This is a genomic window from Streptomyces sp. NBC_00358, assembly GCF_036099295.1.
Taxonomy (GTDB): domain Bacteria; phylum Actinomycetota; class Actinomycetes; order Streptomycetales; family Streptomycetaceae; genus Streptomyces.
Genome location: NZ_CP107976.1, coordinates 1,597,342 through 1,619,613, shown reverse-complemented (window position 1 = coordinate 1,619,613; position 22,272 = coordinate 1,597,342). Strand labels below are relative to the sequence as shown.

At 71.1% G+C, this 22,272-nt stretch carries 17 protein-coding genes and 1 pseudogene; 9 read left to right on the top strand and 9 right to left on the bottom strand.

What is annotated here, in order from left to right; all coding sequences use genetic code 11:
* Positions 1-46 precede the first annotated feature (46 nt).
* From OHT01_RS06650 to OHT01_RS06625, 6 genes are read left to right on the top strand one after another with little or no spacing between them, the layout of a single operon-like run.
* Positions 47-526 carry a cupin domain-containing protein gene (locus tag OHT01_RS06650; protein ID WP_328552189.1) on the top strand — a complete coding sequence of 160 codons (480 nt, stop codon included), beginning with the start codon at positions 47-49 and terminating at the stop codon, positions 524-526.
* On the top strand, positions 523-1,791 hold the full coding sequence (locus OHT01_RS06645) for a beta-ketoacyl-[acyl-carrier-protein] synthase family protein (protein ID WP_328552188.1): 1,269 nt from the start codon (positions 523-525) through the stop codon (positions 1,789-1,791). The genes OHT01_RS06650 and OHT01_RS06645 overlap by 4 nt, the downstream gene beginning before the upstream one ends.
* Positions 1,788-3,035 (top strand): ketosynthase chain-length factor, encoded by a 1,248-nt coding sequence (locus OHT01_RS06640; RefSeq protein ID WP_328552187.1) that lies wholly within the window; start codon positions 1,788-1,790, stop codon positions 3,033-3,035. Before OHT01_RS06645 ends, OHT01_RS06640 begins: the two co-directional genes overlap by 4 nt.
* A gap of 29 nt (positions 3,036-3,064) precedes the next feature.
* Positions 3,065-3,325 carry a phosphopantetheine-binding protein gene (locus OHT01_RS06635; protein WP_328552186.1) on the top strand — a complete coding sequence of 87 codons (261 nt, stop codon included), beginning with the start codon at positions 3,065-3,067 and terminating at the stop codon, positions 3,323-3,325.
* Position 3,326: 1 nt separating this feature from the next.
* A complete protein-coding gene (locus tag OHT01_RS06630; RefSeq protein WP_328552185.1) occupies positions 3,327-3,806 on the top strand; it encodes an SRPBCC family protein in 480 nt (159 codons plus the stop codon).
* Between the two features lie 30 nt (positions 3,807-3,836).
* Positions 3,837-4,169, top strand: coding sequence for a TcmI family type II polyketide cyclase (locus tag OHT01_RS06625; RefSeq protein WP_328552184.1), 333 nt, complete (start codon positions 3,837-3,839; stop codon positions 4,167-4,169).
* A gap of 94 nt (positions 4,170-4,263) precedes the next feature.
* On the opposite strand, the gene OHT01_RS06620 is transcribed toward OHT01_RS06625, so the two are convergent.
* From OHT01_RS06620 to OHT01_RS06610, 3 genes are all read right to left on the bottom strand, one after another.
* Positions 4,264-5,292: a methyltransferase gene (locus OHT01_RS06620; protein WP_328552183.1), complete on the bottom strand. Its 1,029-nt coding sequence runs from the start codon at positions 5,290-5,292 to the stop codon at positions 4,264-4,266.
* A gap of 155 nt (positions 5,293-5,447) precedes the next feature.
* The gene (locus tag OHT01_RS06615; protein WP_328552182.1) at positions 5,448-6,506 is read right to left on the bottom strand and encodes a right-handed parallel beta-helix repeat-containing protein; all 1,059 of its coding nucleotides are present in this window, start codon (positions 6,504-6,506) and stop codon (positions 5,448-5,450) included.
* Positions 6,507-6,684: 178 nt separating this feature from the next.
* Positions 6,685-8,904: an NADP-dependent isocitrate dehydrogenase gene (locus OHT01_RS06610; protein WP_328552181.1), complete on the bottom strand. Its 2,220-nt coding sequence runs from the start codon at positions 8,902-8,904 to the stop codon at positions 6,685-6,687.
* 311 nt (positions 8,905-9,215) lie between these two features.
* Between OHT01_RS06610 and OHT01_RS06605 the strand changes: the two genes are divergently transcribed.
* Positions 9,216-10,769, top strand: coding sequence for a M1 family metallopeptidase (locus OHT01_RS06605; RefSeq protein WP_328552180.1), 1,554 nt, complete (start codon positions 9,216-9,218; stop codon positions 10,767-10,769).
* A gap of 118 nt (positions 10,770-10,887) precedes the next feature.
* Here OHT01_RS06605 and OHT01_RS06600 read toward each other — a convergent pair whose 3' ends face one another.
* The 3 genes from OHT01_RS06600 to OHT01_RS06590 form a co-directional block, all read right to left on the bottom strand.
* A complete protein-coding gene (locus OHT01_RS06600; protein WP_328552179.1) occupies positions 10,888-11,973 on the bottom strand; it encodes a mechanosensitive ion channel family protein in 1,086 nt (361 codons plus the stop codon).
* A 237-nt stretch (positions 11,974-12,210) separates the two neighbouring features.
* Positions 12,211-12,975, bottom strand: coding sequence for a crotonase/enoyl-CoA hydratase family protein (locus tag OHT01_RS06595; RefSeq protein ID WP_328552178.1), 765 nt, complete (start codon positions 12,973-12,975; stop codon positions 12,211-12,213).
* Between the two features lie 147 nt (positions 12,976-13,122).
* Positions 13,123-14,106 (bottom strand): lysylphosphatidylglycerol synthase transmembrane domain-containing protein, encoded by a 984-nt coding sequence (locus OHT01_RS06590; protein ID WP_328552177.1) that lies wholly within the window; start codon positions 14,104-14,106, stop codon positions 13,123-13,125.
* A gap of 240 nt (positions 14,107-14,346) precedes the next feature.
* Here OHT01_RS06590 and OHT01_RS06585 point away from each other — a divergent pair, with 240 nt between their 5' ends.
* On the top strand, positions 14,347-16,248 hold the full coding sequence (locus tag OHT01_RS06585) for an ABC transporter ATP-binding protein (RefSeq protein ID WP_328558040.1): 1,902 nt from the start codon (positions 14,347-14,349) through the stop codon (positions 16,246-16,248).
* Positions 16,249-16,386: 138 nt separating this feature from the next.
* Here OHT01_RS06585 and OHT01_RS06580 read toward each other — a convergent pair whose 3' ends face one another.
* On the bottom strand, positions 16,387-19,620 hold the full coding sequence (locus OHT01_RS06580; RefSeq protein WP_328552176.1) for an alpha-L-rhamnosidase: 3,234 nt from the start codon (positions 19,618-19,620) through the stop codon (positions 16,387-16,389).
* 353 nt (positions 19,621-19,973) lie between these two features.
* Between OHT01_RS06580 and OHT01_RS06575 the strand changes: the two genes are divergently transcribed.
* On the top strand, positions 19,974-21,038 hold the full coding sequence (locus tag OHT01_RS06575) for a hypothetical protein (RefSeq protein ID WP_328552175.1): 1,065 nt from the start codon (positions 19,974-19,976) through the stop codon (positions 21,036-21,038).
* 93 nt (positions 21,039-21,131) lie between these two features.
* Here the strand turns inward: OHT01_RS06575 and OHT01_RS06570 are convergent, their stop codons facing one another.
* Entirely contained in the window at positions 21,132-21,344 is a 213-nt protein-coding gene (locus OHT01_RS06570) for a DUF397 domain-containing protein (RefSeq protein ID WP_328552174.1), read from the bottom strand.
* Positions 21,341-22,172: pseudogene (locus OHT01_RS06565) on the bottom strand (helix-turn-helix domain-containing protein). The gene OHT01_RS06570 and the pseudogene OHT01_RS06565 overlap by 4 nt, the downstream one beginning before the upstream one ends.
* Between the last annotated feature and the right edge of the window lie 100 nt (positions 22,173-22,272).

The following is a 22,272-nucleotide window of genomic DNA, read 5'->3' as shown; positions in this document are numbered from 1 at the left end:
CCGGACGTCCCGACCGACGTCCTCGCCACACCCGGAGGTATCAACCATGATCAAGCACCATCCACGCATCGTGGACCTGAGCGAGACGGAACCCAACCGCAGGCGCGGTGGCGACATCCGGGCCCTGCTCACGCCCGCCACGGCGGGGTCCACCAGCGGCTTCATGGGCCTGGCCATCATCCAGCCAGGAGAGCGCATCGGCGAGCACTACCACCCGTACTCCGAGGAGTTCGTGTACGTGGTCAGCGGCGCCCTCGAAGTGGACCTGGACGGTGAGGCGTTCGCGCTCCGGCCCGACCAGGGCCTGTTGATCCCGATCGACATGCGGCACCGCTTCCGCAACGTCGGCGACGAGGAGGCCCGCATGGTCTTCCACCTGGGCCCGCTCGCGCCGCGCCCGAGCCTCGGCCACGTCGACACGGAGGAGTCCGAGGCCGCACCCGGCCACGAGGTCGTCATCGGCGGCCCCGACCTGACCGCGCCGGACCACGGACAGCCGTCCGAACGAAGTGGGGCCATACAGTGACCCGGCGGGTGGCCGTCACCGGTGTCGGTGTGGTCGCTCCGGGAGGCACCGGGGCCAAGGCGTTCTGGGACCTCCTCGCGGCCGGCCGCACCGCGACCCGCGGCATCACGCTGTTCGACCCGGCGGGACTGCGCTCCCGCATAGCCGCCGAATGCGACTTCGACCCCCTCGACCACGGACTCGACCCGGAGCTGGTCCGGGACGCCGACCGGTACATCCAGTTCGCGGTGGTCGCCGCCGGGGAAGCCGTCCGTGACTCGGGACTCGACGCGGACCGGGAAGACCCCTGGCGCGTCGCCGTCTCCCTGGGCAGCGCCGTCGGCGGCACCACCCGCCTGGAGCACGACTACGTCAAGGTCAGCGAAGGCGGCAAGCGGTGGGACGTCGACCACCGCGCGGCCGACCCGCGACTGCACCTGGCGTTCGCGCCCAGCACGCTCGCCTCGGTCGTCGCCGAGCGGTTCGGGGCGCAGGGACCGGTGCAGACCGTCTCCACCGGCTGCACCTCCGGACTCGACGCGGTCGGATACGCCTTCCACACCATCGAGGAGGGCCGGGCCGACATCTGCATCACCGGGGCGTCCGACTCACCGATATCCCCGATCACGATGGCCTGCTTCGACGCCATCAAGGCCACGTCGCCCAACAACGACGACCCCGAGCACGCCTCCCGGCCCTTCGACGCCGACCGCAACGGGTTCGTCATGGGCGAGGGCGCGGCCGTTCTGGTCCTGGAGGAGTACGAACACGCCCGGGCCCGCGGCGCGCACATCTACTGCGAGATCGGCGGCTACGCCACCTACGGCAACGCCTACCACATGACCGGTCTGACCAGCGAGGGCCTGGAGATGTCCCGTGCCATCGACAGCACGCTCGACCAGGCCCGGCTCGACCCCACGCTGATCGACTATGTCAACGCGCACGGCTCGGGCACCCGGCAGAACGACCGGCACGAGACCGCCGCGGTCAAGCAGTCCCTGGGCGAGCACGCGTACCGGACGCCCATGAGCTCCATCAAGTCCATGGTGGGCCACTCGCTGGGCGCGATCGGCGCCATCGAGGTCGTCGCCTGCGTCCTCGCCCTGAAGCACCAGGTGGTGCCGCCCACGGCGAACTACGAAACCCCCGACCCCGAGTGCGACCTGGACTACGTGCCGCGCACCGCACGCCCCCGGAAGCTCAGGAATGTGCTCTCCGTCGGCAGCGGGTTCGGCGGATTCCAGTCCGCGGTGCTCCTCACCGGGCCGGCTGGGAGGAAACGATGAGCACTCAGCGCCCCCGGCGCGCGGCCGTCACCGGTATCGGTGTGATCGCGCCCAACGGATTGCGCGCCGACGCCTACTGGAAGTCCGTCAGGGAAGGCCTCGGCGTTCTGGACCGGATCACCCGCGAGGGCTGCGAGCACCTGCCGCTGCGCGTGGCGGGTGAGGTCCGGGCCTTCGACGCGGCGGACCTCATCGAGGAGCGGTTCCTCGTCCAGACGGACCGGTTCAGCCACTTCGCTATGGCCGCGACCGTCCTCGCCCTCGACGACGCGGGCATGGGAGCGATCGACCCCGAGGAGGCGTACGACGTCGGCGTGGTCACCGCCGCGGGATCCGGCGGCGGCGAGTTCGGCCAGCGGGAACTGCAGAAACTGTGGGGCCAGGGCTCCCGGTTCGTCGGCCCGTACCAGTCCATCGCCTGGTTCTACGCCGCCAGCACCGGCCAGATCTCCATCCGCGGCGGCTTCAAGGGGCCGTGCGGAGTCGTAGCGAGCGACGAGGCGGGGGGACTGGACGCCATCGCGCACGCCGCCCGGGGCGTACGGCGCGGCACCGGCGCGATGGTCGTCGGCGCCGCGGAGGCGCCCCTGGCTCCGTACTCGATGGTCTGCCAGCTCGCCTACCCCGAGCTCAGCACCGTGGAGGACCCGGATCGCGCCTACCGTCCCTTCACCGAGGGAGCCTGCGGGTTCGTGCCCGCGGAGGGCGGCGCCATGCTCGTCGTGGAGGACGAGCGGCGTGCGCGCGACCGGGGCGCGGCTGTCCGGGCCGTCGTGGCCGGACACGCGGCCACCTTCACCGGCGCCTCGCAGTGGGAGCGGTCCCGGGAGGGACTCGCGCACGCGATCCGGGGCGCCCTCGCCGAGGCGGACTGCGCCCCGGAGGAGATCGACGTCGTCTTCGCCGACGCCCTGGGCGTCCCGGCGGCGGACCGCGCCGAGGCCCTGGCCATCGCCGACGCCCTGGGGGCACACGGCACCCGGGTCCCCGTCACGGCGCCCAAGACGGGCATCGGACGGGCGTACTGCGGGGCACCCCTGCTGGACACCGCGGCCGCGGTGCTCGCGATGGAGCACGGCCAGATCCCGCCCACCCCCAACGTGTTCGACGTCTGCCACGACCTCGATGTCGTGACGTCGGACGCCCGCCCCGCCGAACTGCGCACGGCCCTGATCCTCAGCAGGGGACTCATGGGGTCCAACGCGGCCCTGGTCGTACGCCGGGGCGGGGACCACGCCCGGTAGTCCGGGCCGCACGTGAGGAGAACACCCGCATGATCACCACCGAAGTGACCGTCGACGAACTGGCCGCGCTGATGAAGAAGGCGGCCGGGATAACCGTCGACCCCGCAGAGCTCGCGCAGTCCTCCGACACCCCGTTCGGCACCCTCGGACTGGACTCGCTCGGTCTGCTCGGCATCGTCGGCGAGCTGGAGAACCGGTACAGCCGGCCCCTGCCGCCCGACGCGGAGCGCTGCAAGACCCCCCGCGAGTTCCTCGACCTCGTCAACGACACCCTCAAGGCTGGAGCCTGAAGTGGCTGGAAAGACCGAGAACAGCATCGTCATCGACGCCCCGCTCGATCTCGTCTGGGACATCACCAACGACATCGAGAACTGGCCGCGGCTGTTCAGCGAGTACGCGTCCCTCGAAGTCCTCTCCCGGGACGGCGACACGACGACGTTCCGCCTCACCATGCACCCGGACGAGAACGGCAAGGTGTGGAGCTGGGTGTCCCAGAGAACCGTCGACCGGGAGCGGCGGACCGTCCGGGCGCGCCGCGTCGAGACCGGACCGTTCGCGCACATGAACATCCGCTGGGAGTACGAGGAGACACCGGCCGGCACCCACATGCGCTGGGTCCAGGACTTCGCGATGAAGCCCGACGCCCCCGTCGACGACGCCTGGATGACGGACAACATCAACCGCAACTCCGTCACGCAGATGGCCCTCATCCGCGACCGGATCGAGCAGGCCGCCCGGGAGCGCCGCAGCCCGGCCGCCGTGCCCCGCTGACCGCCGCCACCCGCACAGGAAGGACATCCGATGCACCACGCCCTGATCGTCGCCCGCATGGCGCCCGGCTCGGCGCCGGCGATCTCCGACGTGTTCGCCGCCTCCGACCGGGGTGAACTCCCGCACCTCATCGGGGTCGACCGGCGCAGCCTCTTCCAGTTCGGTGACGTGTATCTGCACCTCATCGAATCCGAGCGGGACCCGGCACCGGCCATCGCGAAGATCGCCGGACACCCCGAGTTCCGGAGCGTCAGCCAGGAGCTGTCGGCGTACGTCAGCGCGTACGACCCGCAGACCTGGCGCAGCCCCAAGGACGCCATGGCGCACTGCTTCTACAGCTGGGAGCGGGACGCCGCCGGCTGAGCGCGCGTCCGTACACAACCCGAGGCCGCCGGCTCCGCGATGAAGCGGAACCGGCGGCCTCGGGTTTTCCGGCTTTCGTCGGGGACCGGTCCGGTCAGCCGGGGACGGTGCACTCGAAGGCGTGCAGGTAGGCGTTCACCGAGCGGATCTCGCCGATGACCAGGCCCGCGTCGGTGAGCCGTTCGACCATGCTCTGCCGGGTGTGCTTGGCACCGCCGACGTTGAGGAGCAGCAGCAGGTCCATGGCCGTGGTGAACCGCATCGACGGGGTGTCGTCCACGAGGTTCTCGATGACGACGACCCGGGCACCGGGCCGTGCGGCCTTGCGGACGTTCGCGAGCGCCCGGCGGGTGCTCTCGTCGTCCCACTCCAGGATGTTCTTGATGATGTACACGTCCGCCTGGACCGGGATGTCCTCACGGCAGTCCCCGGGCACGATCCGCACCCGGTCGGCCAGCGCTCCGCCGCCGCGCAGGCGCGGATCGGCGTTCTCGACCACGCCCGGCAGGTCGAGCAGGGTGCCGTGCATGCCGGGGTGCTTCTCCAGCAGACTGGCCACGACGTGGCCCTGGCCGCCTCCGATGTCGGCGACCGACTTCACGCCCCGCAGGTCGAGCAGGGCGGCGACGTCCTGCGCGGACTGTGAACTGGACGTCGTCATGGCCCGGTTGAAGACGTGCGCGGATTCGGGGGCGTCCTCGTTGAGGTACTGGAAGAACTCCTTGTCGTACACGTCCTCGAAGACGTTGCGGCCGGAGCGGACCGCCTCGTCGAGCTTCGGCCAGACGTTCCACGTCCACGGCTCGGTGCACCACAGGGCGATGTACCGCAGGCTGTGCGGGTCGTCCTCGCGCAGCAGCCGGGACATCTCCGTGTGCGCGAACGTGCCGTCGGGGCGCTCCACGAAGACACCCTGGCTGGACAGGGCGCGCAGCAGCCGGCGCAGGGTCTTCGGCTGGGTCTTCACCGCCGCCGCCAGGTCGTCGGCGGTCATGGGCGTGTCGTCGAGGGCGTCCGCCACGCCCAGGCGGGCCGCGGCCCTCACGGCGGCGGCGCAGGCCGCTCCGAAGACGAGTTCCCTCAGCCGCATGGGCGGCGGGGGACTCTGATCGACAGTCGTCATTCAATGCCTCGTTTCTGAAGTCGTGCCGTACGGGGGGAGCGGACCGGTCCGCATGGGGGGACGGACCGGCCTGTACGGGGAGAGGACCGCGCGGTACGGGGGGAGGACCGGGTTGTACGGGGGCGCGGACCCGGGACTGCGGGCGGGCCGGGACCTCAGCACATTCCGGCGGGCTCGGAGACCTTGCAGGTGTTGCCCGGGAACGTGTTGCCCTTGCCGGTGTCGCGGTTGGCCAGGTCGGACGGGCCGTTGCGCAGGACCACGTTGTCGCGCACCACGTTGCGTTCGCTGAGCGCGCCCACGAAGCTCTTGAACAGGACGATGCCGCCCGACAGCGGGGACGTGCCCACGTTGTCCTCGACCCGGTTGTGCGTCACACGCACGTCCTCGGCACCGGTGAGGACGATCCCCGAGCCCTGGAGGGCGGGCAGCCGGGCGGTCTTGGGGCAGGACTTGTTGTTGGCGTGGATGTAGTTCCGGCGTACGGACAGGTCACCGACGCGCGGCTTGTTCTCGTCGCCCACGATGAACACAGCGGTGCAGTTGCCGGTGGCGTCGTTGCGCGCGACGCTCAGGTTCCGCAGCCGTCGCACGGTGATGCCGATCCGGTTGCCGCTCAACTGGTTGTGGGCGACCACCGTTCCCCGGGTGTCGCGGGCTCCCTCCTCGGTGGCGACCGTGTTGGCGAGGAACACACCGGCGTCGCCGTTGTCCTTGGCGGTGTTGTGGACGAACTTCGTGCGAACGGACCGCTCCTCGCCCAGGCCCCACTGGCCGTTCTTCTCCGAGGTCACCCCGCGGACCGTCAGGCCGTCGGTCCCCGACGCCCACAGGCCCTGCTTTGAGAAGCCCCTGAGGGTCAGCGAGGCGACGGTGACGCCGCGGACGGGACTCTTGTCCGTCCCCGTCACACAGATGCCGTTGCCCGCCTTGGCACACGCGTCGGTGGCGGCCGTACCCGGCACGATGACGGTGGAACGGGCGCTCGCGCCCCGCAGCGTGAGGTCCGCCGCCGTGATGGTGACGCTCTCGTGGTAGGTGCCGGGGGCGATGACGACGGTGTCGCCCGCCCGTGCCGAGTCCACGGCCTTCTGGATGGATTCACCCGGGCGTACCAGGTGCACTGAGGGGTGGTCGGCCGGCAGGGCGGCGCCCACACCCGAGGCCACGACCACCGCGGTGCACGCGAGGTAGGCCAGCTGTTGTTTGGTCATAGGCCGAAGTTATGAACGGCTGTTCCGGCCCGCCACCGGTGATCCCCCAGGTGGGCCGCAGCTGTCACCGTGACGCGCCGAGCGGTCCTCACGACGACGCCGCCCCGGCCGGAGGATCCGGCCGGGGCGGCGTGCGCGCAGAGCTGCGTCGCGAGGGTGCTGCGTGGGTGGTGCGGGGTCAGGCGAGGATCGCCAGGGTCTCGTTCCAGGTGGCGGACGGGCGCATGATCTTCGCGGCCTTGGCCGGGTCGGGCTGGTAGTAGCCGCCGATGTCGGCCGGGTCGCCCTGGACCGCGTTCAGCTCGCCGACGATCGTCGACTCCTGCGCGGTGAGCGTCTCGGCGAGCTGGGCGAACGCCTTGGCGAGGTCCGCGTCGTCGCTCTGGCGCGCCAGCTCGTCCGCCCAGTACAGGGAGAGGAAGAAGTGGCTGCCGCGGTTGTCGATGCCGCCGACGCGACGGGTCGGCGACTTGTCCTCGTTGAGGAAGGTCGCCGTCGCGCGGTCGAGGGTGTCGGCGAGGACCTGGGCGCGCGCGTTGCCCGTGGTGGTCGCGAGGTGCTCGAAGCTGGACGCCAGCGCGAGGAACTCACCGAGGCTGTCCCAGCGCAGGTAGTTCTCCTTGACGAGCTGCTGCACGTGCTTCGGGGCGGAGCCGCCGGCGCCCGTCTCGAAGAGGCCGCCGCCCGCCATCAGCGGGACGACCGACAGCATCTTGGCGCTGGTGCCCAGCTCCAGGATCGGGAACAGGTCGGTCAGGTAGTCGCGCAGCACGTTGCCGGTGACCGAGATCGTGTTCTCGCCGCGGCGGATGCGCTCCACCGACAGCTTGGTCGCCTCGACCGGGGACAGGACGCGGATGTCCAGGCCCTCGGTGTCGTGCTCCGGCAGGTACCGCTTGATCTTCTCGATGAGGACGGCGTCGTGGGCGCGGTCCTCATCCAGCCAGAACACGGTCGGGTCGCCGGTGGCGCGGGCGCGGGTGACGGCCAGCTTCACCCAGTCGCGGATCGGGGCGTCCTTGGTCTGGCAGGCGCGGAAGATGTCGCCGGCGGAGACGGCCTGCTCCAGGACGACGTTCCCGGCCTGGTCGACGAGGCGGACCGTGCCGGTGGCCGGGATCTCGAAGGTCTTGTCGTGGCTGCCGTACTCCTCGGCCTTCTGCGCCATCAGACCGACGTTCGGGACGGTGCCCATGGTCGACGGGTCGAAGGCGCCGTTGGCGCGGCAGTCGTCGATGACGACCTGGTAGACACCGGAGTAGCTGCTGTCCGGCAGGACCGCGAGCGTGTCGGCCTCCTGGCCGTCCGGGCCCCACATGTGGCCGGAGGTGCGGATCATGGCCGGCATCGAGGCGTCGACGATGACGTCGGACGGCACGTGCAGGTTGGTGATGCCCTTGTCGGAGTCGACCATCGCGAGGGCCGGGCCCTCGGCGAGCTCGGCGTCGAAGGACGCCTTGATCTCGGCACCCTCGGGAAGCGCCTCCAGGCCCTTGTAGATGCCGCCGAGACCGTCGTTCGGGGACAGGCCGGCGGCGGCGAGGGCCGCGCCGTGCGCCGCGAACGTCTTCGGGAAGAAGGCGCGCACCACGTGACCGAAGACGATCGGGTCGGAGACCTTCATCATCGTGGCCTTGAGGTGCACCGAGAACAGGACGTCCTCGGCCTTGGCGCGGGCGATCTGCTCGGTGAGGAACTCGCGCAGCGGAGCGACGTGCAGGACGGACGCGTCCACGACCTCGTCCGCGAGGACGGGTACGGACTCGCGCAGCACGGTGGTGGAGCCGTCGTCGCCGACCAGCTCGATCCGCAGCGAGCCGGCCTCGGAGATCACCGCGGACTTCTCGGTGGAGCGGAAGTCGTCGACGCCCATGGTGGCGACGTTCGTCTTCGAGTCGGACGTCCACTTGCCCATGCGGTGCGGGTGGGTCTTGGCGTAGTTCTTGACCGACGCGGGGGCGCGGCGGTCGGAGTTGCCCTCGCGCAGCACCGGGTTCACGGCGCTGCCCTTGACCTTGTCGTAACGGGCGCGGATGTCGCGCTCCTCGTCCGACTTCGGGTCGTCCGGGTAGTCCGGGAGCGCGTAGCCCTGCGCCTGAAGCTCGGCGACCGCCGCCTTGAGCTGGGGGATCGAGGCCGAGATGTTCGGCAGCTTGATGATGTTCGCGCCGGGCGTCTTGGCCAGCTCACCGAGCTCGGACAGGGCGTCCGCGATGCGCTGGTCCTCCTGGAGGAACTCCGGGAAGAGGGCGATGATGCGCCCGGCCAGCGAGATGTCACGGGTCTCCACAGTGACACCCGCCTGCGAGGCGTACGCCTGGACCACCGGCAGGAACGAATACGTCGCCAGGGCCGGGGCCTCGTCAGTGTGCGTGTAGATGATGGTCGAGTCAGTCACCGGGTGCTCCGCTCCACGTCTGCAACATTGCTCGACATCAAGATATCTCGTGAGCGGCCCGGGCTCGACAGCGGTCCGTCCCGGGTCGGGCCGGGCGGCCGGAAAACCGCCGTCCGGCAGCGGGCCGGCCGGGCCGTGCGGAGAGTGACCGTACGGCGCCGGGCGGGGCGGAAGTGAAAACGCGGGCCGGTGTGAACACGGGTGCCGCCGGATCGAGGCAACCGCGCGCCGCGCCCGTGCGTACTCCAGGTGATCGCCCCCTTGATCTCGCGGCGGGCCCCCGGGCTGCGTCGCCCTGACGAAAGCGAACCATGAGATATCGCACCAGAGTGACGGCCCCCGCGGCCGCGCTGCTCGGCACGGCCGCCGTCCTCGTCGCCGCCCCCGCGGCCTCGGCGCGGCCCCTGGCCTTACGGCCGGACGAGGGCACCCCGGGCGCGGAGACCCTCGGCGACTCCGTCTTCCCGGCCCTCGGCAACGACGGCTACCGGGTGCAGGCGTACCACCTCGACCTCTCGTACGACGCCACGACCCGGCTGGTCGACGCCACGGCGACCCTGATGATCAGGGCGACCCAGGACATCTCCCGGTTCTCGCTCGACGCGCTCGGCCTCGATGTGCGCGCGGTACAGGTCGGCGGTGTCGCGGCCGCGTTCGAGCAGGTGGACGAGAAGCTGCGGGTCACCCCGGCCCGGACCCTGCCGGACTCCTGCGCCGTGGCGGTCTGCGTCGAGTACGGCGTCGACCCGGCCAAGGCCCTCGCGCACACCGCCTGGGTTCCGACCCCCGACGGCTTCGCGATATGTCCTCAGCCGAATTCCGCGCACACTGTCTTCCCCTGCAACGACCATCCGTTGGACAAGGCGGACTTCAGCTTCCGCATCACCGTGCCGAACGCCTTGCGCGGTGTCGCGAACGGCAGACTGGTCGGAACGGAGAAGCTGGACGGCGACCGGACGGCGTACACCTACCGCTCGGGTTCGCCGATGGCCACCGAACTGGTGCAGATCACGGTCGGCGACTACGTCGTCAAGGAGCGGCAGGGGCCGAACGGGCTGGGTCTGCGCGACGTCGTGCCGACGGCCCGCGCCGCCGCGCTGGAGCCGGCGCTCGCGCTCAGCCCCGGCCTGATCGGCTGGCTGGAACAGCGCCTCGGCGCCTACCCGTTCGAGACGTACGGGCTGCTGCCCTGCAACTCCGACGACGCGAACGCCTTCGACTTCACGGGCCTGGAGACCCAGACCCTGACGCTCTACAAGCCGAACTTCCTGCTCCAGGAGGAGAAGAAGATCGGCTCGCACATGATGCACGAGCTGGTCCACTCCTGGTTCGGCAACAGCGTCAGCCCGGCCAACTGGGCCGATCTGTGGCTGAACGAGGGCCACGCGGACTTCTACGGGCTGCTCTACCGCTACGAGCGCGGCTGGGCCGACTCGCTCGGCATGACCACGATGGAAGCCCGGATGAAGGACACGTACGCCAAGGGCGACCAGTGGCGCCGGTCCTCCGGGCCCGTCGCCGCGCCGAACGCGGTCAACCTCTTCGACGACCAGCGCTACCTGGGCGGTGTCCTGGTCCTCTACGCGCTGCGCGAGCTCGTCGGTGAGGACGTCTTCAACAGCATCGAGCGCACGTTCCTGGCGCGGTACCGCAACTCCTCGGCGACCACCGCGGACTACATCGCGGTCGTCTCCGAGATCTCCGGGCAGGACCGGTCCGGTTTCCTGAACGACTGGCTGTACGGGACGAGTACACCGCGCATGCCCAACCACCCGGACTGGACGGTGACCCCGGTGGTGTCGAGCCTGGTCGCACCGCACCACCGCGCGCCCGGCCACTACCCGGACTCGACCGCCACGCTCTGATCAGGCCGACGACCGGCGACTCGTGACCGGCGATTCGCCGGCGGCCGGTCTCCGGTGACCGGCGGCGGCCGGTGACCGGCGGGGGCCGGGCGGAACACTCCGCCCGGCCCGGCCGTTCTCAAGGCCGCTTCGCGGCCGCGCGCTGATGGGGGATGGCGGTCTCCAGGAACCCGGCGCCGCCGGGCTGGAGCACGACCGTCCGGGCGGGCGACGGAATCCCGATGCCCTCGTCCCGGTAGCGCTTGTGCAGGCGCTTGATGAACTCGTGCTTGATCCGGTACTGGTCGCTGAACTCGCCCACGCCGAGGATCACGGTGAGGCCGATGCGGGAATCCCCGAACGTGTGGAAGCGGACGGCCGGTTCGTGCTCCGGGACGGCGCCGACGATCCCGGTCATCACCTGGGCGACGACCTCGTTGGTGACCCGCTCGACGTGGTCCAGGTCGCTGTCGTAGCCGACGCCGACCTGCACGGTGAGCGTCATCCGCTGCTCGGGCCGGGTGAAGTTGGTCATGTTGGTGCCCGAGAGCTGGGCGTTGGGGATGATGACCAGGTTGTTGGAGAGCTGACGGACCGTGGTGTTGCGCCAGTTGATGTCGACGACGTATCCCTCCTCGCCGCTGCTCAGCTGGATGTAGTCGCCCGGCTGGATCGTCTTCGACGCGAGGATGTGCACGCCGGCGAAGAGGTTGGCGAGGGTGTCCTGGAGCGCGAGGGCGACGGCCAGACCGCCCACCCCCAGGGCCGTCAGCAGGGGCGCGATCGAGATTCCCAGCGTCTGCAGGACGATCAGGAAGCCGATCGCCAGCACCACGACCCGGGTGATGTTGACGAAGATGGTCGCCGAACCGGCGACGCCCGAACGGGACTGGGTCACCGACCGGACCAGGCCGGTGATCAGCCGGGCCGCGGTGACCGTCGTGACCAGGATGAGCAGGACGGTCAGCGACCGGTTGACGGTGCGGCCGACGGGCGCGGTCAGCGGAAGCACCGCGGCCGCCGCGGCGATGCCCCCGGCGACGGCCGACCACGGCACCACGGTGCGCAGCGCGTCCACCATGATGTCGTCGCCGCTCCAGCGGGTGCGTTCGGCGTGCTTGCCCAGCCAGCGCAGCAGCATCCGCAGCAGGAACGCCGCCAGCAGCCCGGCCGCCACGGCTATTCCGGCGATCATCAGGTCGTCCACGGTGACGGAGCGCTTCATCGATGACCTCCTCGGAGTCCGGGACCGGGATGAGGGCCCGCGGGCCGAATGTGCTGTGTCGTCACTTGCCACCTGCTCGAATCCGGGAACGCGCGATCACGCCCGGACGCGTTTCGTCGCCGTCCGGGGAGACCGCTCATCCTGCCGCATCCACCTGCCCCGCCATCACCATCCCCGGGCGCGGCCCCCCTTGACCGCCCACCACGTCAACTGCCCTTGCGGGCACGGGCTCCGGTCTCAGGGCCCGTCGAACGAACCGTGCCGCCCCGCGCCGGAGGCGAAGCGGGCGGCGCCCTCCATGCTCTCCGCCAGTACGTCCATGCCGTACCGGAGTTCGGTGCGCATGGCCTCCTTCTCGATCAGGCCCTCCTGGTCGAGCACCGAGGCGCGGTCGCTGCGCAGACAGGACTGCGGGAAGCCGGCGATCTCGGCGGCCAGCCGCTCGGTCTCGGCGCGGGCCCGGCCGACCGGGACGAGACGGTTGGCGAGCCCCATCCCGTACGCCTCCGAAGCGGTGACCGGACGACCGGTGAGGATCATGTCCATCGCGCGGCTCATGCCGATGAGCCGGGGGAGCCGTACCGTGCCGCCGTCGATCAGCGGGACGCCCCAGCGGCGGCAGAACACCCCGAAGACGGCGTCCTCCTCGGCGACCCGCAGATCGCACCAGAGCGCCAGCTCCAGACCTCCGGCGACGGCGTGTCCCGCGACCGCCGCGATCACCGGCTTGGTCAGGCGCAGCCGGGTGGGGCCCATGGGCCCGTCGCCCTCCTCGGCGACCTCGTTCCCGTGCTCGGTGCCGATGGCCTTGAGGTCGGCGCCCGCGCAGAAGGTGCCGCCCTCGCCCCACAGCACCGCGACGCGCGCCGTCTCGTCGGCCTCGAACTTCCGGAAGGCGTCGGCGAGTTCGGCGGCGGTCGGCCCGTCCACCGCGTTGCGGGCCGCGGGCCGGGAGAGGACGACGGTGGTGACGTGACCCTGACGTTCGATCCGGACCGGCATCGCGCTGTCCCTTTCTCCGGCCGGCGCGCCACACCGCACGCCGTGGTTACTCCTCGGTATCACAGCCCGCGCCGGAACGCACGACCCGGAGCGACCGGCGCCCCGGTGTGGAGCGGACCGGCGAGGACCGGACCGGCCCCGCTCCGGTCAGATCACCTTCCAGCGGACCAGCGCGCCGAGTGTCAGCGCCCCCGGGAGGAGCGGCAGCCAGACCGTGATGATCCGGTACGCCAGTACCACCGCGGTCGCCACGGCCACCGGGCCGCCCGCGGCGACCAGCGCCACGATCAGCGCCGCCTCCACCGAACCGAGTCCGCCGGGTGTCGGCACCATCGCGACCGCGACCGTCGCCGCGAGATAGGCGATCACCATGTGCGCGGGCGACACCTGGAGGCCGAGCGCCTGCCCCACCGAGGCCAGCCCGGCCGCCTGGAGCAGCGGGAAGGCGAGCGAGCCGCCCCACAGGGCGAGGGCCCGGGACGGACGGCTGTGCACCGAGCGGGCCTCGCCGAACGCGGTGCGCAGAAAGGAGAAGACGGCCGTGCGCAGCCGTCGTACGAGAGCCAGCACCGCGACCGCGGCGCACAGGGCCGTGCCGACGCCGAGCAGCAGCGGGCCGACCGCCCCGTCCGGAAGCGGACCGCCGATCTCGAGCGCTCCGGGGAACGCGATGAGCAGACCGAGGAGCAGCGTCAGCCGGGCGACGGACTCGGCGAGCAGATACAGCGCGAGCGCGGCCGAGGACCGGGCCAGCGGCACTCCGCACACCGTCATGAACCGCAGATTGACCGCCCCGGCGCCGAGCCCGGTCGGCAGCAGGTGGTTCGCGGCGCCCGCGGCGAACTGCGTGGCGAGCAGCCGGCGCGCGGGCAGCCGCTGCACGACCGCGCCCTGGCGGGTCACGGCCGCGGCCACCCAGGTCAGACAGGTCGCGGCGACCGCGGCCACGAGCCACGGCCACTCGGCCGACCTCAACTGGCCGAAGCCCTCGCTGAGCACCGACCGGTGCCGCACGGCCACCACCAGGACCAGCGCGAGCGGGAGGAGGCACAGGAGCGGCCGGACGGCGGGCCGCAGGGCGAGGCGTCGGGGGAGCCGGGGCAGCGCCCGGGGAAGGCGTACGGCAGTCACATCGGGAGAGGCTTTCCACACCGCACCAACGTGAGGTTGCGGGCGCGGAGACGGCGGCTGACACGCCGGGCAAGCCGCGGGAGGGGTGGCCCTCAGGGGCGCGGTGCCGCCTCTGGACCTCACCTCGGTGCCGGCCCGTGTGCCGGCCCCGGTGCTCACGAGCCGCGGCCCGCGCGCGGGCTCCCGCCCGGAGCCGTTGACCTCAACAAAGCTTGAGGTCCTACTGTCTCTCCCATGAGCATGGAGACCACAGCCTGGACACAGCTCCACAGTGTCATGAACGCCCAGCAGGAGCGTCGTCCCTTCGACCCCGCGACGCTTCGCCGCATCGCCGCCTTCGCCCGTCCGCATCGCCGTCGTATCGCGCAGTTCGTCCTCCTGAGTGTGCTGTCCGCGCTGCTGGCCGTCGCGACGCCGGTGCTCGCGGGGCATGTCGTGAACGTCATCGTGACCCACGGGGCCGAGAGCAGCGTCGTCCGTCTTGCCGTGCTCATCGCCGTCATCGCGCTCGCCGATGCGGCACTCGGCATCCTGGGCCGCTGGCTCTCGTCGAGGCTCGGCGAGGGACTCATCCTCGATCTGCGTACGGCTGTCTTCGATCATGTGCAGCGCATGCCGGTCGCGTTCTTCACACGCACACGTACGGGCGCGCTCGTCAGTCGACTCAACAACGACGTCATCGGCGCCCAGCGCGCCTTCAGCAACACCCTGTCCGGAGTGGTCAGCAATGTGGTGACGCTGCTGCTCACCCTGGTCGTGATGCTCACCCTGTCCTGGCAGATCACCCTGCTCGCGCTGGTCCTGCTGCCGGTGTTCGTGCTCCCCGCCCGGCGGATGGGCAGCCGGATGGCCAAGCTCCAGCGCGAGGCCGCGGACCTCAACGCCTCCATGGGCACCCGGATGACCGAGCGCTTCTCCGCGCCCGGTGCCACCCTCGTCAAGCTCTTCGGGCGGCCCGGGGAGGAGTCCGCCGAGTTCGCGGCGCGCGCGTCGCGGGTGCGGGACATCGGGGTGCGTACGGCGATGGCGCAGTCCGCCTTCATCACCGCGCTGACGCTGGTGTCGGCCCTGGCGCTCGCCCTCGTCTACGGGCTCGGCGGCTGGTTCGCCCTGCGCGGCACGCTGGAGCCGGGCGCCGTCGTCTCGCTGGCGCTGCTGCTCACCCGCCTGTACGCGCCGCTCACCTCGCTCGCCGGGGCGCGCGTCGAGGTGATGAGCGCCCTGGTCAGCTTCGAGCGCGTCTTCGAGGTGCTGGACCTGAAGCCGCTCATCGAGGAGAAGCCGGACGCCCGTACGGTCCCGGAGGGGCCCGCCTCCGTCGAGTTCGACGACGTCCGCTTCGCCTACCCCTCCGCCGACAAGGTCTCCCTCGCCTCCCTGGAGGAGGTCGCAGCCCTCGACACCCGGGGCGGCTCCGAGGTCCTGCACGGCATCTCCTTCCGCGCCGAACCCGGCCAGACCGTCGCGCTCGTCGGCTCCTCCGGCGCCGGCAAGTCGACCATCGCGCAACTGCTGCCCCGGCTCTACGACACCGACGCGGGCGCCGTGCGCATCGGCGGGGTCGACGTCCGCGAACTCAGCGCCGCCTCGATGCGCGCGACGCTCGGCATGGTCACCCAGGACGGGCACCTCTTCCACGACTCGGTCCGCGAGAACCTGCTCCTGGCCCGGCCGGGCGCGGGCGAGGACGAGCTGTGGGACGTGCTGCGCCGGGCCCGTCTCGACGAGCTCGTACGGTCGCTGCCGGACGGCCTCGACACCGTGGTCGGTGAACGCGGCTACCGGCTGTCCGGCGGTGAGCGCCAGCGCATGACCATCGCCCGGCTGCTGCTGGCCCGCCAGCGCGTCGTCATCCTCGACGAGGCCACCGCCCACCTCGACAACACCTCGGAGGCGGCCGTCCAGGAGGCGCTCGCCGAGGCGCTGGAGGGCCGTACCGCCCTCGTGATCGCGCACCGGCTCTCGACGGTGCGAGCCGCCGACCAGATCCTCGTCGTCGAGGCGGGGCGGATCGTCGAGCGCGGCACCCATGAGGATCTGCTGGCGGCGGAGGGGCGGTACGCGGAGCTGTACCGGACGCAGTTCAGGACCGCGCGGGAGAGCGGGGCGGACCTCGCGGTCGCCGTGGACGCCGTTCCGTAGTCACCCCGGTCCCGTACGGGGACCGGGCCGTATGCACCGGGGTTCCGTACGTCCCGGCCGATGCCCACGGCCACCCGTGGAGGGACGCCCGCCGTACACCGGCGGGCGTCCCCGCGTGTTCTCCTCCGGGATGCCGGGTCAGGCGGTGAACCGGTGACTGCCGGAGCCGACCCGGTACACCGCGCAGCCGTCCTCCGTCCGCAGGAAGACCGCCCCGGTGTGGGAGACCGCGTCCGGGCCGCTCGCGGGGATCCACACCTGCGCCGTGGTGTTGGCGGGCACGGCGCACGTGAGGTCGAAGCCGTCGGGGCGCTGGTGCCATCGCGTGGAGACCGGGCCGTACACCGAGGTGAACGTGGCGCGGGCGGAGGTGACGTCACCGCCCGGCCGGGGCCGCACGACGATCTCCCGGTAACCGGGCCGGCCCGGCGAGATGCCGGCGATGTTGGTGTACATCCACTCGCCCACCGAGCCGTAGGCGTAGTGGTTGAAGGAGTTCATGTCCGGCGTCTGGAAGCTGCCGTCGGGACGGATGGAGTCCCAGCGCTCCCACATGGTGGTGGAGCCCTTGTCGATCTGGTAGCCCCAGCTCGGGAAGGAGCGCTGCTGGAGCAGGCGGTAGGCGACATCCGTGTGGCCGGTGTCCGTCAGGACGGGCAGCAGCCGGGGAGTGCCGAGGAAGCCCGTCGACAGATGCCAGTCCTTCGCGCGGATCAGATCGACGAGACGGCCCGCCGCCGCCGTACGCAGGGCGTCCGGCAGCAGGTTCATCGACAGGGCGAGGACGTACGCCGTCTGCGTGTCGCCCTTCACCCTCCCGTCCGCGCCGACATAGGCGTTCCGGAACGCCTCCCGTACACGCTCGAAGAGACCGGAGTACGGGCCCGCGTCCTTGCCGAGTTCCGTGGCCATCCGGGCCGCGAGGTCGGCGCTGTGCGCGAAGTAGGCGGTGGCGACGACGTCCTTGGGCGTCTCGTCCGAGACGTTCAGCCAGTCCCCGTATCCGCCCGCAGGCCGCAGCAGGCCGTCGCTGTTGCGCTCCAGGTAGGCCAGCCAGGCCTGGACGGACGGCCAGGCGTCCGCGAGGACCCGCCGGTCCCCGTAGGCCCGGTACAGCGACCAGGGGACGGTGACACCCGCGTCGCCCCAGCCCGCGACACCGTTGCCGACGGTACCGACCATCGGCGCCACGTCCGTGAACGCGCCTTCCGCGGTCTGGCCGTCCCGCAGGTCCACCAGCCACTTGGCCAGGAAACGGGCCGACTCCATCGTGTAGGCGGCCGTGGGCGCGAAGACGTTGATGTCGCCGGTCCAGCCCAGCCGTTCGTCGCGCGCGGGGGTGTCCGTCGGTACGGAGAGGAAGTTGCCGCGCTGCCCCCAGGTGATGTTGCTGTGAAGCTGGTTGAGCATCGGGACGTCGGTCTCGAAGTCGAGGGTGAAGGGCGCCGAGGTGTGCATAACGCGACCGGTCACGGCCCGCGCGGAGGGAGTGCCGGGGAACCCGGTGAGCTCGACGTAGCGGAATCCGTGGAAGGTGAAGCGCGGTTCGTACGTCTCCTCGCCACCCCCCTTGAGGGTGTACGTGTCGGTCGCCGCGGCCGAGCGAAGGTTCGCGGTGTAGAGGGTGCCGTCCGGGTTGAGGACCTCGGCGTGACGCAGCCGCACGGTCGTCCCGGCGTCGCCCGAGACGCGCAGCCGCACCGAGCCGACCATGTTCTGGCCCAGGTCGAGGACGAAGACGCCCGGCGCGGGTTCGGTCACCTTCTCGGTGGCGCGTTCACCGGCCACCCGCACCGGGCCGTCGACCTGGGCGACGATCCGAGCGGGCGCGCCGTCGCCCGCGGCGCGCACCGCGAGCCAGCCGTGGTCGTCGAAGCCGGGTGAGGTCCAGCCGGCCGTCTCCATCCGCGCGTCGTACGTCTCGCCGCCCAGCAGGTCGGCGGCGACGATCGGTCCGGCCGCGGCCCGCCAGTCCGTGCCCGAAGTGACGCGCTCGCTGGTCCCGTCGGTGTAGTCGACCTCCAACTGGGCGAGCAACGCGGGGCGTTCGCCGTACTGGTGGGGCCCGAACATGCCGACGTTCCCCGCGTACCAGCCCGGCGCCACATAGGCGCCGAGGGCGTTGACGCCGGGCCGCAGCAACGAGGTGACGTCGTACGTCTGGTACTGGACGCGCTCGCGGTAGTCGGTCCAGCCGGGGGCGAGCTGATCGCGGCCCACCCGGCGGCCGTTGAGGTGGGCCTCGTACAGGCCGAGCGCCGTGGCGTACAGGCGGGCTCGGGCCACCTTCTTGCGGGGGAGCGTGAACTCGTGCCGCAGTTGGTTGGCGGCGAACGACGCCGGGACGACCCTGCCCCAGGGGCCCGAGCCCCAGGCGGCGGCGACCTTGGCGGCCGACCAGCCGCTGTCGTCGAAGCCGTCCGCGCGCCAGTCGTCGGGGGGCTCCGCGTCCGTCGTCCGCCAGGACGCGTCGGTGACGATCCGCTGCTCACCGGACGCCGTGGTCAGGGTGAGGACACCGACCAGACCGGCGGGGCTCACCGTCGCGTTCGTCGCCGCGACCGCGAGGACGTTCCGTCCGGGGCGGAGCCGTCCGAGGACGTCGACGACGGCCGGACGGCGCCAGTCCTCGTTGTCCGTCGCCAGGTCGGTGCGGGCCGTCTCGGCGCCGTTCACCGACAGCGAGAAAACGTTGTCAGCGCTGATCGCGATCTTCGCGGCCGTGACACCCTCGGGGAGGTCGACGACGCGCCGGAACCAGCGCGTGGCCGCCGGAGCGCCGCTCGCCGGATCCCCCTCGGGGAACCAGATCCAGGAGCAGCCTTCGAGGGAGGGGGCGTCGGTGAGGACCGCGGGAGCGCAGACCCAGTCCGCCGACCAGTTCGCGGTGTCCATGAGCCCGGTCTCCCACCAGGACGGCGCACTCCAGCCGGACACCGAGCCGTCCGTGTCCCAGACCCGCACGGACCAGAAGTAGCGGGTGCGCGGGGCGAGTCGAGGGCCGGCGTACTCGACGAGGACGGACTGATCGGACGTCACCCTCCCGCTGTCCCAGACGTCCGGACGGGACAGCCCCGACGCCCGGGAGGCGACGCGGATCTGATAGGCGCGCTGCAGCGTCCCGGGCTTGTCCGAGACCATCGGCCAGCTCAGCCGGGGGCGCGGGACGTCGAGGCCCAAGGGGTGCCGCACGTACTCGACGGTCGGAGCGATGACGCGCGGAGCTCCGCGCCGGGCGCGCGTGACCGCTGCCGCGGACGCCGGTCCGGACGGGGAAGCGGCCGCGGGTGCGGCCGCGGCCGGTCCCGCTCCGGTGGCCGTCGCGGCAACGGCGCCCGCCGCGCCCGCCAGGATGTTCCTCCTGCTGATCAACTGCGGCCCCTCACCTAGGAGTTGTGAATCGATTCACAGCGGTGAAGGTAGGGGCGGGGGAGGTGAGGGTCAATGAGTGTGCAGGTAATTTCCGCTATCGGGCTCCGTTGATCCGTGTCATCAAGGGGATCTGGCCGGATTGCGTACCTGACGATTGAACGGTTTCAATTTCTGGGCGGAGTGGTCAGAGGAGTGTTCCCGGCAGGCTGCCGCGCGCCCGGACGGCCGCGGTCACGACCGCCCGGACCCGCGTCCGACGCCTGCGACCGGGGAGGCGTGTCGAATCTCCGTGGCCTCTGGCCGGGCCTTCGGCCATGATGAACGGCGTTGTCTAGGCAGGGGTGGTAGTCGGGGTGGCGATTTCGTGGGCGACGCGGCAGTTGCTCGACAGGTACGTCAGCGATCCGAAGACGGTGACCTGGCGGTGGGAGTCGATGGTCGTGGACGTCGTCCTGCGCTACGGGTCCCGATCCGACGCGGAGGCGCTGCTCCCCGTCTTCCTCGATGATCCCGGAGCGCGCGAGAGGCTGGTTCCGGTGTTCGCCCGGCACGGAGACATCGCTCTGGCCGAACGCCTGCTGGAAGCGGGCGTCGAGGCGGGCAGGCTGCGCGACGGCGTGCCGACCGGTGTGCTGCACGCCGTCGGATACCTGGGGTGCGAGTCCGCCGAGCGGATGCTGTGGGAGCACGTCGATGATTCTCGCGGCGATCACGTCGATCACCACGAGGCGATGGACGCGTGCCTGGGGTTGCTGCACCTGCCGTGCCAAGGTCTGCGGACCGAGATCGCGGAGGCTCTGGAGCGGCACGTCGGCTCCGGCCTGTTCCCCGAGTTCCTGCCGGTCCTCGCCACGAAGACGGGTGACCCGTCGTGGCTGGGAAGGCTCGTCGAGTGGGGCGAGAGCGGCGCGTCCACGGACTGCAACGGCGGACTGATCCTGGGCATCGCCGCTCATGGTGCCGCCGCACGCGCCGAGTTCACCCGGCTGTTGTGGAATCCCCGCTGGCAGGCGTACGGCGGCGGGACGGGATCGGACCGCTGGGCGTACGCGGGCGCACGCTTGCTGGGACTCGGTATGCCGGAGCTCTACGCCGAGTTGGTCGCGCGGCTGAACTCCGATGCGGACACCGACGACAAACGGCACTGCGTCGAGACGTTCACCGCCCTTCTGGGCCAATGGGTGGAACGCGGATGGGTCGGCCTGCGTGCCGCTCCGCAGCCGCACGAGAGCAGTGACGCCCTTTACGACCTTCTGTTCGAGTGGTCTTCCCGTCATGAGGACGACTCGTTGATCGGCCTGGCCGGCCGCGTGCTCGGCCACGAGGACCGACTGGTCGCCGAGTTGTACCGCCTGGAGGCGACCTTGCGGAGCGGGGCGAGACACGAGCTGGAGCTTCGGGTGGTCGCCGACCACTGAGGGCGAGGTGGATCGAAGACCCCCGCCCCGCCCTCTTCGCGCCCCGCAACCGGTCGTGGACCGTCACGGGGCGCGAGAAGGCCGCGCCTCGGCTCAGACGGTGTGCCCGGCCGCGAAGCCGATGAACTCGGTCCAGGCGGTTCGGCCGAGGCGCACCATGGGGCCGGCGGTGTTCTTGGAGTCGCGTACGAGGGTGAAGTCCATCCCGGGGGCTGCTTCGAGGCACTCGCCGCCGTTGCCCGCGCTGTAACTGCTCTTGAACCAAGCCAGGTTGTCGTCTTCCGGCCTGCCCGCTACCCCGCTCATCTCTCTCCCAACAGCTTCTCGATCAAAGAGAGCGATTCAGCCGGTGTGAGCGACTGCGCACGGAGGCTCCCGTACGCGGCCTCGATCTCCCGGACCTTTCCACGCTCCGTATGGACACGGCTGTCGCCTTGGACTTCCGTGTAGGCGATCCTCCGCCCATCCGTGGTCTCCATCAAGGTGAACGGTCCCGCCAGTCCTGCGTGTTCCACGCGAGACAGGGGCATCACCTGAAGCTCGACGTTCCGTCTCTCCCCTTCCAGGAGGAGGTGCTCCAACTGGCCACGCCGGACCGCCTCCCCGCCAAGTGGACGGTGAAGTACCGCCTCCTCGACGACAAAGGTCAAGCGAGGTGCCGGACGCCTGACGAAGATCTCATGCCTCGCCAGCCGTGCCGCCACTCGCTGTTCGATGACCCCTTCGTCCAGCAGCGGCCGCCACATGGCGAAGACCGCCCGCGCGTAGTCCTCCGTCTGCAACAGCCCGGGTACGGCCTGGGTCGCGTAGACATGCACCTCAACAGCCTTCGTCTCCAAACTCGCCGCGTCCCGGAAGAAGGCCGGATACTGCGCCCGAGCCACCTCCTCCTTCCCGGCTCCCAACATCCCGCCCGGGTCAAGGAGTTCATCGGCCCGGTCGATGAACTTGGGTGGCGGAATCCGCCTTCCCTGTTCGAAGGAGGCGATCGTCGACGCCGAGTACCCCGTCCGCGCCCCCCAGTTCCGTCCGGTCGAGCCCCGCCCGCTCCCGGCACAGCTTCAACTGCCGCCCGAACACGTGCAGGATGCCCGCCCCGGACTCGTACTCACCCTCCGCCCGCTGCTCCTCCACGCCCGGAACCTCCCGTACGTACCGCCGATGGAACCGCCTCGCGCGGCCAACGCGCCACGGAGGAGGCCGGTCACGCCTCACTCCGCGTACAACCGCGCAC